13 protein-coding genes are annotated in these 13,219 nt (G+C 56.5%); 4 read left to right on the top strand and 9 right to left on the bottom strand.

Going from position 1 to position 13,219, the window contains the following annotated elements:
- Positions 1 to 7: 7 nt before the first annotated feature.
- The 3 genes from AABA21_RS10655 to AABA21_RS10645 all read right to left on the bottom strand — a co-directional run bounded on the left by AABA21_RS10655 (position 8) and on the right by AABA21_RS10645 (position 1,464).
- On the bottom strand, positions 8 to 400 hold the full coding sequence (locus AABA21_RS10655; protein ID WP_338249625.1) for a hypothetical protein: 393 nt from the start codon (positions 398 to 400) through the stop codon (positions 8 to 10).
- A 233-nt stretch (positions 401 to 633) separates the two neighbouring features.
- On the bottom strand, positions 634 to 1,035 hold the full coding sequence (locus AABA21_RS10650) for a VOC family protein (protein WP_338249622.1): 402 nt from the start codon (positions 1,033 to 1,035) through the stop codon (positions 634 to 636).
- A gap of 150 nt (positions 1,036 to 1,185) precedes the next feature.
- A complete protein-coding gene (locus AABA21_RS10645) occupies positions 1,186 to 1,464 on the bottom strand; it encodes a hypothetical protein (protein WP_338249621.1) in 279 nt (92 codons plus the stop codon).
- Positions 1,465 to 1,714: 250 nt separating this feature from the next.
- Between AABA21_RS10645 and AABA21_RS10640 the strand changes: the two genes are divergently transcribed.
- Positions 1,715 to 2,191, top strand: a complete 477-nt coding sequence (locus tag AABA21_RS10640) for a MarR family winged helix-turn-helix transcriptional regulator (RefSeq protein ID WP_338249619.1) — start codon at positions 1,715 to 1,717, stop codon at positions 2,189 to 2,191.
- On the opposite strand, the gene AABA21_RS10635 is transcribed toward AABA21_RS10640, so the two are convergent.
- Positions 2,186 to 2,755, bottom strand: coding sequence for a redoxin domain-containing protein (locus tag AABA21_RS10635; protein WP_338249617.1), 570 nt, complete (start codon positions 2,753 to 2,755; stop codon positions 2,186 to 2,188). The two genes, AABA21_RS10640 and AABA21_RS10635, sit on opposite strands and share 6 nt — an antisense overlap.
- Before the next feature lie 226 nt (positions 2,756 to 2,981).
- Here AABA21_RS10635 and AABA21_RS10630 point away from each other — a divergent pair, with 226 nt between their 5' ends.
- The gene (locus AABA21_RS10630; RefSeq protein WP_338249615.1) at positions 2,982 to 3,860 is read left to right on the top strand and encodes a YidC/Oxa1 family membrane protein insertase; all 879 of its coding nucleotides are present in this window, start codon (positions 2,982 to 2,984) and stop codon (positions 3,858 to 3,860) included.
- Between the two features lie 149 nt (positions 3,861 to 4,009).
- Here the strand turns inward: AABA21_RS10630 and AABA21_RS10625 are convergent, their stop codons facing one another.
- Both AABA21_RS10625 and AABA21_RS10620 read right to left on the bottom strand, forming a co-directional pair.
- The gene (locus AABA21_RS10625; RefSeq protein ID WP_338249613.1) at positions 4,010 to 4,624 is read right to left on the bottom strand and encodes a dihydrofolate reductase family protein; all 615 of its coding nucleotides are present in this window, start codon (positions 4,622 to 4,624) and stop codon (positions 4,010 to 4,012) included.
- A 164-nt stretch (positions 4,625 to 4,788) separates the two neighbouring features.
- Positions 4,789 to 5,643 (bottom strand): pentapeptide repeat-containing protein, encoded by an 855-nt coding sequence (locus AABA21_RS10620; protein ID WP_338249611.1) that lies wholly within the window; start codon positions 5,641 to 5,643, stop codon positions 4,789 to 4,791.
- Positions 5,644 to 5,963: 320 nt separating this feature from the next.
- Between AABA21_RS10620 and selD the strand changes: the two genes are divergently transcribed.
- Complete coding sequence (gene selD, locus AABA21_RS10615) at positions 5,964 to 7,025, top strand: selenide, water dikinase SelD (RefSeq protein WP_338249609.1); 1,062 nt, start codon at positions 5,964 to 5,966, stop codon at positions 7,023 to 7,025.
- A gap of 416 nt (positions 7,026 to 7,441) precedes the next feature.
- On the opposite strand, the gene AABA21_RS10610 is transcribed toward selD, so the two are convergent.
- Positions 7,442 to 8,809 carry a sigma-70 family RNA polymerase sigma factor gene (locus AABA21_RS10610; protein ID WP_338249607.1) on the bottom strand — a complete coding sequence of 456 codons (1,368 nt, stop codon included), beginning with the start codon at positions 8,807 to 8,809 and terminating at the stop codon, positions 7,442 to 7,444.
- Positions 8,810 to 9,088: 279 nt separating this feature from the next.
- On the bottom strand, positions 9,089 to 9,853 hold the full coding sequence (locus AABA21_RS10605) for an SDR family NAD(P)-dependent oxidoreductase (protein WP_338249606.1): 765 nt from the start codon (positions 9,851 to 9,853) through the stop codon (positions 9,089 to 9,091).
- Between the two features lie 556 nt (positions 9,854 to 10,409).
- Here AABA21_RS10605 and thrS point away from each other — a divergent pair.
- Positions 10,410 to 12,275 carry a threonine--tRNA ligase gene (gene thrS, locus AABA21_RS10600; protein WP_338249604.1) on the top strand — a complete coding sequence of 622 codons (1,866 nt, stop codon included), beginning with the start codon at positions 10,410 to 10,412 and terminating at the stop codon, positions 12,273 to 12,275.
- Positions 12,276 to 12,508: 233 nt separating this feature from the next.
- Here the strand turns inward: thrS and AABA21_RS10595 are convergent, their stop codons facing one another.
- A complete protein-coding gene (locus AABA21_RS10595) occupies positions 12,509 to 13,207 on the bottom strand; it encodes a hypothetical protein (RefSeq protein ID WP_338249602.1) in 699 nt (232 codons plus the stop codon).
- Positions 13,208 to 13,219: the final 12 nt, after the last annotated feature.

Genomic DNA, 13,219 nt, shown 5'->3' with positions numbered 1-13,219 from the left:
TAAACCTCTATATGGAGTCCCAGTTATAGCTCAACTTCATCTTGTAAGGCAACGGAAGCGCGGTCGCATTGGCGTCCGGCTGCTCAGCCGCCGTCGATGCGAGATCCCCGTTAGCGACCGCGACACGAAGCGACTCTATCCGTTGCCAGTAACGCCACTGACGAAAACCCCGTACACTATTCAACACCATCACAAGCACAGGAAACAGTATATAAAGCTCGTTCCTGATGAGTTGAGGCATTTTAGCCTGATCAAAATGCACATATATACACACAGCAAGCAGAAAGGCAAATGTCAGAACAAAAAACAGGATCGCAACGATTAAATTAAATCTGAATTGGCTTTTGAAGGTCGTAATCAATGGATTGGCTCGAATAGGTTGAGCTGACAACAATACCATAGTATCCTCCCTGAACACACTACTCATGATGGAGCCTCTTTGCCTGCATAAAACCGCTTTAGTGTGTTATTAAGCCGCCATGAGTGGACGCTCATCTATGGATACGTAAGACGTGAATGAATGTTAGACAAATTTGGAGCATCAAATGATAAGAGGGATGTTTGTGAGGATGCTTTCTTTTGAACCTATCGGAGGCAGTAGGTTCAAAAGAAAGCGGGTGAGGGCGCTTTAGCTTAGCCTTTGGATTTCGCCTCGACGGGCTGGTTGATCTCCCAGACGTTGCCTTCGGGATCGGCAAAGTGCGCGGTGCGCAGTCCCCAATGCTGGTCGATGGGAGGTTTGAGGAAGGTGACGCCTCTGGCCTTGAATGCTTCGTAGGCGGCATCGACATCTTCAACACCGGCGGCAAACAGACCACGCGGTCCACCATCCGCTTTTAGCTCACTGACATTTACACCGATCAACTCCGCTGCCGACGAAACATCCAGCAGGAGAAAATAGAGATCGCCGAGTTGGAACGTGGCGGAGACGGCGTCGCTAAAGGTCATCTTCAGCCCGAGCGTGTCACGATAAAACGCCATGCTGGTGGCGAGGTCACGCACAAACACAACGGTCGCAACTATCCTGTTAATCATTGCTGCACCCTTTCTTTATAGGTCGAGCCGGCACTCATGCTCTTAAAAGTTGAAGTAGAGTGCCATATCATGGGCCAGTAGATACTCTCGACAAGGATTAATGTAGCACAGGATAATGAACAAAACTTCTTCGATCTTGCTCTCTTACCGTCAGGAGTGGAATTCGGAGATGACTTCAATTGGGCCGACAAGCTGGCGATTGAACTCGTCCAGGTCCTCGGAGGGTATCCAGTATTCCAGGTGCAGGGTGCCGCCGACCCGGTGCACTTCGTAGTGATCCAGGAACGCCTTTGCAACTCGAAAGCGCGTCACGTAGCCAGAGTGGCCGTCGCGCGCGTTCCAGTCCCGCGCGATCTGGGTCGCGTACTCCTCGTTCAAGACGGGATAAAAGATCGGTTGCCAGTACAGACGCGGGGGGAAAGACTTCATACCACTCTGCTGAATCAAGGCCAGTTCCTCCGCGCCCACCGGGCGGAACAGCGTCACGACTTCACTCATGGTAGCTCCAATCTACATCACATGTTCATTCTATTATCCTACATCACGCTATGTAGCGCAGCAATATAGTAAATAGCAAATATCTCGGTGAGCAGAAAACCTTGATCGTGCTATACTGATGTGGCAGCATGTAGAGAACTGGAGTGACAGGCAACAGAGCGGAACTGGAGAAAAAGAGAGCATGAGCGAAGAATCAGCCCAGTACGATGCGCTGGTGCAGAGACGGCAGGAGAATATCGGCCGCTATTTCTGGCGCGCGCACCGCGCCTTTGTGGAGATATCGGTGCGCAAGATGGCGGCGCGCGGCCACATCGGGCTGGCGCCCGCCCACGCGACTCTCATCTCCCACATCGATACCGAGGGGACGCGCATCACGACGCTGGCTGAACGCCTGTTTATCACCAAACAGGCAGCGGGCCACCTGGTAGCGGACCTGGTGGAAAAGGGCTACATCGCCAGCGCCCCCGATCCAAGCGACCGGCGCGCCGTGCTGGTCACGTTTACAGAGGTGGGCTGGCGCTTCCTCCACGACGCCTATGAGCTTAAAGGCGAGATCGAAGCGGAATTCACCGACATCCTGGGCCGGGAACGCTATGAGCAGCTGCGCGAGACCCTCACCGACCTGCTAGCGCATATCGAAGACGACCAAAAATCATAGCGCCGCAGCCGCCATAGCCTCGTTGACCTCGGACAGCGGGAGATGATCGCCGACGAGATCCGAGTAGAAGGCCAGCCTGATCCGCTGGTCGGGATCGATCAGGAAATCAGCTGGAATGCGATTGAAGTTGGAGCCATCCTCGTGAGCCAGTTGATAGCCGATCGCGGCGGCATCCTGGATCATCTGCTGCATCACAGGCGTCCCCATACGAGCCATGCTAGCCCCCACCTTCTCCTGCGAAACCTCAACATCGTAGAGATCATACAACCACGCGGCTGGATCAGCGATGATAGGGAACGGAACATCCTGTCTGGATGTCACATGCTGCCTGATACTACTCACCGGAGATTCAAAGACGGCCAGCATCTCTAATCCTCGCGCGTGCAGCTCCGGATAGCGTTGTATCAACTGATGGACGCGCAGATTGCACAGCGCGCAACCGCCATTGCGCAGAAAAGAGAGCAGCACGAACCGACCCGCGTAATCACCCAGATCGATCCGCCCACCGAAAATATCCTCGACCTCAAAATGAGGCGCAATCATCCCCGCCTGTAGCTTCATCATATTCTCCTTAACAACTTTTCCTCTATCTACAAAATAGACAACTAAGTTTACTATATTGATATAGTAAACTTAGTTGTCTATTTTGTCAAGGCTCTATTCTTGATCATCCAAAACGGCACTTTAACATGCCTTCGTCCACGATCCCACCACCTTTTTCAACTTTCTGCTTTTCTATACGTAAAAAGCAATAAGAGAATTTTACTTATTTACTTTATGAGGAGGAATTATGTCCATTATCGCGACACTCTTTAATACACTCTTTACGTATCCAATTCTTAACGCTCTACTCCAGCTATATAGCTGGTTGGGAGATTTTAGTGTGGCCCTGGTCGCGTTGACGGTTGGCATCTCATTGCTCTTGCTACCCTTCACGCTGCGGCAATTGCGCCAGGCTAGAATGATGAGGCAGATCCAGCCACAAATCCAGGCCCTGAGGAAGCAACATGCCTCGGACCATCAAGCACAGGCACAGGCATTGCAAGAACTGTATAAGGCCCATGGCATTCGCACCCGCTCAACCTTCCTCTTGCTCCTGATTCAAGCTCCCATCTATTCGGGACTATACTTTGCCCTTAATATGATCCTGCAGGCATCTTCGGTCTCTACCCTCAATGACTATCTCTATCCCTTTGTCACCCACCTGGCGACCATGCCCAATCTTCATCTCACCTGGTTCACCATACTGAATGCTACCTGGCATATCTCGCTGGGAGCACCTGATCCCACAGCGATTCTCCCAATCCTGACCGGTGTTCTCACTCTTATCCAGACCTGGGTGGCGCAACCACTTGCCTCCGTCGAGGCGCGCGAGGGAATGCAGCATATCAACCAGAACATGCAATGGTTGTTTTTCGTGATACCTGCGATTATTACAGTCGTCATTGCCTGGCGCTTCGCGGCTGGCCTGGCGCTCTACCGCATCGTCTCTCTGCTCATGAATATCGGCCAGCAATATATTGTCTCACACTGGGGAGGAAACAAAGTCACACCAGCTCTCGCTCAGGCAACCGGATTCATTCAACAGGCCGAACAGAGAACACAATCCCAGGCTCCAAAACCCAGGCGCCGCAACAGGAGGCATGGCTCTTCTCGGCGGCGAAAATAACCTCTTGTCTCAGATGGGCATGGGGCCACCTTAAGCCAGAGCAAGCCTCAATGCCTTCAATTTAAGAGCACAAAGGGAAAAAAATCATCCTCGTATGTTCGGCCGCAAGGGCCGAACATACGAGGATGATTTTTTGGTGGTTACGTTTTCTAATTCCGATCTATCTGATAACAGGCGAGGATGTTGCCGGAGCCTTGCCAGGTGCGGGTGGAAATGAGCTTGAGGGAGACCGGGGGCCTGCCTGTGAATAGCGGTGTTCCCTCACCCGCGATTACCGGAAAAACCATGAGGTGCAGTTCATCAACCAGATCGTGCAGGAGCAGATCGTTCCAGAGCATGCGGCTTAATATCACCAGGATGTCCCTGCCCGGCTGCTGTTTCAGGGCGGCGACCTCCTGGTACAGGTCTGTTCCTCGCACGATGCGTGTGGTATCCTCCCAGGGCGCTAAATCCTCCTGAGAGATGGTATCGGAGATTACGATCTTCTCGACGGAGCTTATCAGTCCAGCATATTCACGCCTGATCGCGGTGGCGTTCGGGTCATGCGGCACCCCCGTCCAATACGACTTGTTGCCCAAAAAGGACGTGCGACCACTCAATATCAGGGTATCGGCGGCCCGCAGCCGTTCAGTATTATAATGATCGAAGTTCTCGTCCCCTGAATAATCTTTGTGGAAATAGTCGAAGAGTGCGTCGAGGCTCCTATCTTTCCCCTCGTAATAACCGTCCAGTGACATCATGTTGCAGACGATAAGTTTCCGCATGAGCTTGCTACCTTTCCATGCACGGCAATGCCCGGCCGCCATATGTTCTTTCAGCAACAGCATAGCATGAAAACTCAAAAAAACTTCTCGAGTCTTGCTTTTCTGGCCCAATCCGCCAACATCCTGGCCGTAAAAAAGAGAGTTTTATTCCGGGCGCCGGGCGATCAGTCTGGCGCGTTCGCTTGCTGATAGATGGTGCAGAGACGGTGGGCGAAGCCGATCCAGAGGGCCTGGATCTCGCGTTCACTGTAGCGGGTGCCGGACTGCGTGAGCCAGGTGTCAAAGAGCGTGCGCGCCTGGGTAAAGGTGAAGCCCTGCGGGAACAGCTTTTGTATCTCGCCGGGATCGGCCTCGGTTGACAGGGCCTGCTCGCCCAATCGCATGGCTTGCTGGTCAGAGAGTGGAGGTCGCGCGGACGCGGACGATGCATGAGGAGGCAGGGGCCGGGTAGCAGACCTGGCTCGGCGCTCAGACGACATCCGATCGCTGAGCAGGGCGCCGCCATGTAAAATGGCTCGTCTCAACTCGGGTCCATAGAGCCGGGCCGTACTCAGGTCCGCGCCGCGCAGATTGGTGCCGTGCAATACGGCGTCACGCAGGTCGCTCCCATTCAGGTCAGCATTGTGCAGGTCGAGGTCGGACAGATCGAATTCGCGCAGATTCAGATCCTTGAGGGTGGCATAACTCAGCCGTGCCTGGCGCAGATTGGCGCGCTCAGCCGCCACGTCGCCCAGGTGCGCGCCGGTCATATCAGCGCCATCAAGGTCGGCTCCACACAGGTTGGCCGCCTGGAGATAGGCGCCGCTGAGATTGGTGCCGCGCAGGTTCGCCCCCTGGAAGTTGGCTCCGCGCAGGTTCGCGCCACGCAAATCCAGATAGGACAGATTGCTGTCCTCCATGTGCCGGGAACTCAAGTTCAACTGTGCCGAGCTCTCCACTTTGCTCAAAAGCTGCTCAACGTCCTCGCGCGTCAGGCGAGCGCCGGATCGCCCCGTTCCTGCTAGCCTATCAATACCCATAGTCTGCCCCCTGTCATCTTCAGATAAAACGGCTCTATATAAGCAAAGGATCAGGCAAAAAGTGATCCGCACTTCCTTTGATTATATAAGATGTACCTATCCAGGCCAACCTCTTTGACGCGGGATACCAGCTCAACAGCTGTCCTCAACAGGACAAGATGGCGAACAGGCCCACACCCGATATACGATACGATATACGATATCGAGAAGCGAATCGGATACATAGGCACAAAATGGCTGGCCTGATTGGAAGTAGCTACGGACAACGTAGTACAATCGTGGTAGAAGATGTGGATGATTTTTAGAGAAAGAGCTTATTTATGAGTATAGATATACCCCCAATTCGTTTGACAACCCTGGCCGGGAGCGCGGGCTGCGCGGCCAAGATGGGTCCGCAGAGCCTGGCACAGGTGGTGAGTCCGTTGAAGCAGGTAGGAGTGCCAGTGGATCTGCTGGTCGGACTGGACGCCATCGATGATGCCGCCGTCTATCGTCTGAATGACCAGCAGGCCGTCATCAGTACCGCTGACTTCTTCCCGCCGGTGGTGGATGATCCTTACAGCTATGGCGCCATCGCGGCCGCCAACGCGGTCAGCGATATCTACGCCATGGGCGGCAAGGTCCTGATGGCTATCAACCTGGTGGCGTGGCCTGACGATCTTGATCCAGCCATCCTGCGCGAGGTGTTGCGCGGCGGATCAGACATCATGACCCAGGCCGGCGGCGCCATCGCCGGTGGGCACACCATCATCGACAACGAGCCCAAATATGGTCTCTCGGTCACCGGCATGGTGCATCCCGACCATATCCTGACCAAGGGCGGGGCGAAGCCCGGCGACATCCTGGTCCTGAGCAAGCCGCTGGGCGCGGGACTGCTCACAACCGCCCAGAAACGCAACAAAGTGGAGGAAGAAGATATCCAGGCCGCCATCGCCTCGATGACGCGTCTGAACCTCAAGGCCAGCGAAGCCCTGGTCGCGGCCGGGAAGGGAGTGCATGCAGCCACCGACATTACCGGCTTCGGCATCATGGGGCACGCGCGCGAGATGGCCATGCAGAGCCGCACCAATATGCGCTTCGATCTTGGCTCCTTCCCGCTACTGCAGAACGCCCGCCACTACGCCGAGCTCGGCTGCATCCCGGGCGGCGCCCAGCGCAACAAATCCTTCTTAGAGGCCCACGTACGCATCCGCGAGGGCATCGACCCGATCGACCAGGCCATCCTCTGGGATCCCCAGACCTCCGGTGGGCTCTTCGCCGCCATCGATCCGGCCGTCTGGCCGCAGCTAGCCGAGCGCGCCCCCGAAGTCACCTTCTGGCGCATCGGCGAGGTCACCGACCCGGTCGCCAGCGAAGAAGAAGTCATGCTGGAAGTACGCTAAACGTAGGTGACAGACAATTCCCAATACATTCAACTTTAGCGCGAGCAACAAGAGAAAAGATCACAGTACGTGCGGGGCTTGCCCCCGCTTGCTTGTCCCCCGAGCGGAAAGCTTATTCAAAGCGACCAGGAACGGCTGTATACGATGCATCGCATTCTGCTTGCTGCTTTTTCGAGCGGCGAGCAAGCAAGCGGGGGCAAGCCCCGCACGTACTGCTTCTCTTTCTCTTTGTACATTCCCTTAAGTTGAATGTATTGGGGGCTTGCTCCTACTTAGGGCCGCGGTCGCTTCGCTAGCGGCCCAGGCAACCCTTAAAGGTTACCACTACGATGCGCATCCGCCGGGTGGGACAATCCAATCAAATGGTTAAAGAAAGACGTAACAGAACAGAGCGGAGAAAGCGCCATTCTTTGCCGTCAATCAAACATTGATTCCATGATCTCCAGGTGAATCCAGTGCGTGGCGTATTGGCGGAACGGTACCTGGGTCTTGAGGCCGAATTTGTGGATGGCGTAGCTAAGACCCTTGTTGCCAGCTTCGAGCAGCCTGCCCACATCCTTACAAGACTCCATATATTCTCTGGCGGCGGTCAGTACGAGTTGCTGGCTGGCCATGAACAGGCGGAAGTAAGCAAGTTTTCCCTCCTCAGCGATGCTGCTATCGGGGCTACTGTTGAGGTAGGCGGCGCGACGCTTATCCTTTTCGGCTTGCTGTACCAGGTGTGCCAGGTGCAGCTCTTCCTCGGAACTCAGCGTGGGATAAAGCTCGACCAACAACTCTTGCTGGGCCAGGGCACTCCTGTTAACCTCCTCGTCTATGGTCTGCTCTAGCTGGCCTGGACGGCGTTCGACGCCCAGCGATTGCAGCATGCCATAGCTGATCCCATATTCACCATCCGCGCCCTGCAGGGCATATAAGATATGCTGTGGGCCGATCGCCTGCTCGCCGCTCTCACGGGCTTCCTGATCCGCACAAGCCAGAATCTGGCGCGCATATGGTGTAAGGGGGGCCTCGGCCTGGGTATCGCCCTGATCCCGACCAACCAGGAACAGCAGTCCGGCCCGGACACGCTCAAGCGTCGTCCCCTGTTCGAGCAGGGGCGCGGCGGCGCTCCCCTCAGCCAGGATGCCAAGCAGGAGATGCTCGGTGCCAATATAGTGATGATCCAGCGCGAGCGCCTCCTCTTTCGCCAGCATGAGAACGCGCTGACCCTGTTCGGTGCAGGTAAAATCTACTGTCTGCATGTGTGAAAGCTTCCTTTCTTCCTTCACGTCGTTCATTTCTTCAAAGCGCGCTGCCTGGCGCAAAGCTCGCAGCTGCAGGACGCGCACGTGGCCGGCGGTCAGGCCCAACGCCTGCCCGGTCTCGGCCGCGCTATAGCCCCGCAGATAGCGCAGCAGAAGAACCTCTCGTTCGCGGACGGGCAACTGAGAGAGCAGGTCCTGAACGCGCTCCTGCAGGCGTCCATCCAATGTCCCCCCAGAAGGGGCAGCGGCGCTGTCGGCGATCGCATCCAGGGGCAGGGTGATCAACTGCTCGCGCCAGTAATCGGCGATGGTGGTACGGGCAGTGGAGTAAAGCCAGCTGCGTACCTGACGTAGGCCCCGATCTTCCAGTAGCCAGCGAAACGCCTTCAGAAAGACCATGCTGGTCAGGTCATCGGCGGCCTCTGGCTGCCGAACCCGGCTGAAGATAAATGCATGCACCTCCGCGAAATGCTCACGGAAGATGGCATCCATAACCGCACGCCGCCGCCCATCCTTTTCTAATGAGGAGACTCCCATGGATATTCTTCATTCCTCTCTGTAATAACCATCCACTGTATAGAACAGCCCTGCGTTACAGGGTTATATCATAATGCGGGTGTTCAAACGCCATCTCAAATAAAAGACAGGAGAGAGATAAAGGCCGTAGGTTCGGCCCTCGCGGCCGATTTCCTCTTCCCGCACACCCATGCCCACCGAACGCGAGGACCACGGAACGAACATTTCATTTTGAGACGTGCAATCATGCGTGGCAGAAAAATCGGCCGCGAGGGCCGAACCTACGTGGTCGTTTCGTTTTTATGCGAATCCGCCGGGTGGAACGATCCAGCCTCCGTCGACGACGATGGTATTGCCCTGGACGTGCAGGGCGTTATCGTCGGCCAGGAAAAGGACGGCGTGGGCGATGTCTTCAGGGGTGCCGAGGCGTCCGTCGGGGGTGGCGGCCTTGACAGCGGCAACCAATTGGGGATCTGCGGTGAGCTCGGCCGTCATCGGCGTCGCCACCATGCCGGGGGCTACTGTGTTGAAGTTGATGCCGTAACGCGCATATTCGGCGGCCCAGGCACAAGCCAATTGATCCAGCGCGGCTTTGCTGGCGCAATAGAGCGAATGTCCATTGATGCCACGCAAGGCGGCGATGCTGGAGATGAGGATGACGCGGCCATGGCGCCGCCTGATCATCCCCGGCAGGGCCGCTGCGGTCAGGAAATATAGTCCTTTAACGTTACGCTGGAAGATCTGATCAAACAGGTCTGGCGTCACGTCGGTGGTCGGCTTGAAGACGGACCAGCCGGCGGAATGGACCAGGATCTCGACCGGTCCTAAAGATGCCTCGACCTCGGAAATGACGCGTAAGGGCGCCAGCTCATCTTTAAGCTCATGCTCGACGAACATGGCCCGGGTACCCATCCGCTGGATCGACTCCACCACCTCCATGCCCCGCTCGACGTTGCGTCCTGCCACGGCGACCAGTGCCCCGCATTGACCAAAACGATGGGCGATACCGGCCCCGATACCTGATGTGGCCCCTGTAATCAGCACTACCCGCTGCTTCACACCCATGGCCCTACCTCCTCTTATGCACGCTATCCAGATACAACAACTATTACAAACCTCTCTTCAGCGCATGGCACGTCCTCCCGCCAGTGAAGGTTACAGCTGGCCTTAGCATTGGAAAGTCCTGCCACCAGGATAAAACAGTAGACACTGCTGCTGTTTTATGCTATAGTCGCTTCAATACATATATGTAAGCTATACCACTACAATAAAAAATCGGCATTGCTTGAGACAACGTCATCGCTTTTCGTGTTGACAGAGAGGGACAATCGAGGCTGCAAGTTGTCCTGAACACATCCGATGGATACCACTCAAGAAGCTTCTCTTCCAGGTCAGGCTGAGAGCGGAAAGCCACCGTTAACGGGCTGTAGAGGTTCATTGTGCCGACCGATCAGGCTGGCTGAATGAATGAATTGTGGGTGGAACCACGGATGAGTAAGCTCTTTCGTCCCCGGTGCGCGGGATGAGGGAGTTTTTTTTATTGGCATAAAACTCGGCACTAGTAGCCATGCTACTACTGCTTACGATACATCATACTGTTTAGTGAGAAAGGGAAACATGCATGAGTGCTTCAATGGAAGTATCAGAGGAGCAGGCACAGTACGAACTGGATCGCATGCGCCACTCCACAGCCCACCTGATGGCGGCGGCAGTGCAACAGCTGTGGCCCGATGCGAAATTCGGCGTGGGTCCGGCGATCAAAAATGGCTTTTATTACGATATCGAGCTACCAGTTGCCCTGACCACCAAGGATCTGGAGCGGATCGAGAAGAAGATGCGCGAGCTGAAGAATAAGAAGCTCCCCTATCAGCGTATCGAGATGGATATCGATGCCGCCATCGAGGATATGAGCCAGCGCAACCAGCCCTATAAGGTGGAGCTCTTGCGCCTGCTGAAGGAGCGCGGCAGCACCGCTGTGGTCGAGGAGACCGGCGATAGCGACGCGGTCGGTGTCAGCAGCGACCAGCAGGGCGCGGAAAAGGTCTCGTTCTATGAGACCGGACCCTTTGTCGATCTGTGCCGTGGACCACACGTAGATACAACCAGCCAGATCGGGGCGTTCAAGCTGATGAGCATCGCCGGCGCCTACTGGCGTGGCGACGAGAAGAATCCGCAGCTGCAGCGCCTGTATGGCACCGCCTTCAACACCAAAGAGGAACTGGACCACTACCTCTGGTTCCTGGAAGAGGCCAAGAAGCGTGACCATCGCCGCCTGGGACAGGAACTGGATCTGTTCACGTTCTCAGATCTGGTGGGAGCCGGTCTGCCGCTCTTCACACCCAAGGGCACCGTTATCCGCGACCTGCTGGAGGAGTTCGTGCAGTCGCTGGAGAAGCCCCATGGCTATCAGCGTGTGCGCATCCCGCACATCACCAAGAGCGATCTGTACAAGGTCTCGGGACACTGGGCCAAGTTCCAGGAAGACATCTTCCATGTCAGCGGCAAGAGCGAAGAAGACTTCTGCATGAAGCCGATGAACTGCCCACACCACACCCAGATCTACGCCAGCCGCATGCGCAGCTACCGTGAGCTGCCGATCCGCCTGAGCGAGGTCACAGCCGTCTATCGCGACGAGCTGCCGGGCACCCTGCAGGGGCTCTCGCGCGTGCGCGCCATCACGCAGGATGACGCCCACGTCTTCTGCCGTCCCGACCAGGTGGCGGAAGAGGCCTTGCGCATCTTCGAGATCGTCGATGGCTTCTATAAACCCTTTGGCATGGAGCTCTCGATCCGGCTCTCGCTGTGGGACGAGAAGCATCCAGAGAAGTACCTGGGCACACCCGAAACCTGGAACAGCGCCCAGGATCAGCTGCGCCAGGTCCTGCGCGACAGAAATGCCAGCTGGGTTGAAGAGGCGGGCGAGGCCGCCTTCTATGGTCCCAAGATCGACTTTACCGCCAAAGATGCCCTGGATCGCGTCTGGCAGCTGGCAACCATCCAGCTGGACTTCAACCTGCCCGAACGCTTCAACCTGGAATATACAGGACCTGATGGTCATCCTACCCGTCCGGTGATGCTACACCGCGCCATCCTGGGCTCGGTCGAGCGCTTCATGTCGGTGCTGATTGAGCACTACGCGGGCGCCTTCCCCACCTGGCTGGCACCCGTACAGGCTGTGGTCGTCCCGATTGCCGACCGCCATCTGGACTATGCCTACGAGGTCAAGAAGGCCCTGCAGGAGGTCAGCCTCCCGAATGGCCGCACCATGCGCGTAGAGATCGACGAGGCCCGTGAATCGATGCAGAAGAAGATCCGCAACGCCCAGATGCAGAAGATCCCCTACATGCTGGTCGTCGGCGACAAAGAGGCCGAGAACGGCACCATCGCTGTGCGCCGTCGCAGCGGCGGCGACCTCGGCACCCTGCCCATCGCCGAGCTCGCTGAGCGTCTCCAGACCGAGATCGTCAACCGCAGCGACCTGCCGTAAAAAACGAAGATCGTAGGTGCCGGGCTTGTCCCGGCTTTGCCGCAAAGCGGCCCCGTGCCCGGGCGCATGCGTTTCGTCAAACACGTGATGTTCCCAAAGAAGGATATCATCGTTGGTGGAACGTGAGCGTCTGGGTACGGGGTCGCTTCGCGACAAGCCGGGGCAAGCCCGGCACCTACGGTCGGGCTTCATTTCTCTTTTTTTCTTGTGGGCGAATTGAAAGATGGCTCCGGTTAATTGCCGACGGCGAAGCGGCTCTGCCAGGAGCCGCCCGCCCAGCTTACCTCCAGGGAGTAACAGCCTGCAGTTGAAAAGACAGGAAAGAGTCCCCATTCACTCCAGCCCGTCTCTGATACCCCATGGGGAATGTATGCCACCCCATGAACGGGACCCTCATCCCCTTTATTCTCCTGCCGTTTCAAAACCAACGTCTGGGTGATGGCATGAGGGGGCGACCCGGCGTCGGTCCACCATGCCAGCGCTCCCGTATCGGTATTGCGCAGGCGTAGCGTGACTGGCTGATTATAATTCGGCTCGACCTCCACGATCAGCTTTATCGTTGGCCATGGCAGGTTATCGTATTGAGCCATGTGGAAAACACGATGGTAAAAAACGTCATTGATCCAGAAGGGACCGCCACCGAGCAGTTGCACGTTACTGTTCGAACCCAGGGTAGCAAGGTGTTTCTGTTGAGGTGGCAGACTCGTATTACAATTCTGTGGCGGAGCCGCCAGCGGCGTGGTAACAGGAGCAGGGCCTGCCGTCGCAGTAGCAGCAGGGCCGGGCGCGGTGGGGGTCGGGCGCAAGGTGACTGGATTGGGGTTCGTAGATGAACAGCTTACGAGCAACAGCGCTGCCAGCAGGCAGACACAGCTTCCTAAAGGGACGCGCAACCGATACGCCAGGTGGGGAAGGAGATGTAGAAAGGTCACAGCTTGCTCCTT

This window comes from Dictyobacter halimunensis (genome assembly GCF_036245075.1).
The sequence above is the reverse complement of the archived record's forward strand: the minus strand, read 5'-3'. Positions and strand labels throughout refer to the sequence as shown.

Excerpts from the sequence above, each read along its gene's own strand:
- AABA21_RS10655 (WP_338249625.1), bottom strand. The coding sequence starts at position 400 with ATGGTATTGTTGTCAGCTCAACCTATTCGAGCCAATCCATTGATTACG.
- AABA21_RS10650 (WP_338249622.1), bottom strand. The coding sequence starts at position 1,035 with ATGATTAACAGGATAGTTGCGACCGTTGTGTTTGTGCGTGACCTCGCC.
- AABA21_RS10645 (WP_338249621.1), bottom strand. The coding sequence starts at position 1,464 with ATGAAGTCTTTCCCCCCGCGTCTGTACTGGCAACCGATCTTTTATCCC.
- AABA21_RS10640 (WP_338249619.1), top strand. The coding sequence starts at position 1,715 with ATGAGCGAAGAATCAGCCCAGTACGATGCGCTGGTGCAGAGACGGCAG.
- AABA21_RS10635 (WP_338249617.1), bottom strand. The coding sequence starts at position 2,755 with ATGATGAAGCTACAGGCGGGGATGATTGCGCCTCATTTTGAGGTCGAG.
- AABA21_RS10630 (WP_338249615.1), top strand. The coding sequence starts at position 2,982 with ATGTCCATTATCGCGACACTCTTTAATACACTCTTTACGTATCCAATT.
- AABA21_RS10625 (WP_338249613.1), bottom strand. The coding sequence starts at position 4,624 with ATGCGGAAACTTATCGTCTGCAACATGATGTCACTGGACGGTTATTAC.
- AABA21_RS10620 (WP_338249611.1), bottom strand. The coding sequence starts at position 5,643 with ATGGGTATTGATAGGCTAGCAGGAACGGGGCGATCCGGCGCTCGCCTG.
- selD (WP_338249609.1), top strand. The coding sequence starts at position 5,964 with ATGAGTATAGATATACCCCCAATTCGTTTGACAACCCTGGCCGGGAGC.
- AABA21_RS10610 (WP_338249607.1), bottom strand. The coding sequence starts at position 8,809 with ATGGGAGTCTCCTCATTAGAAAAGGATGGGCGGCGGCGTGCGGTTATG.
- AABA21_RS10605 (WP_338249606.1), bottom strand. The coding sequence starts at position 9,853 with ATGGGTGTGAAGCAGCGGGTAGTGCTGATTACAGGGGCCACATCAGGT.
- thrS (WP_338249604.1), top strand. The coding sequence starts at position 10,410 with ATGAGTGCTTCAATGGAAGTATCAGAGGAGCAGGCACAGTACGAACTG.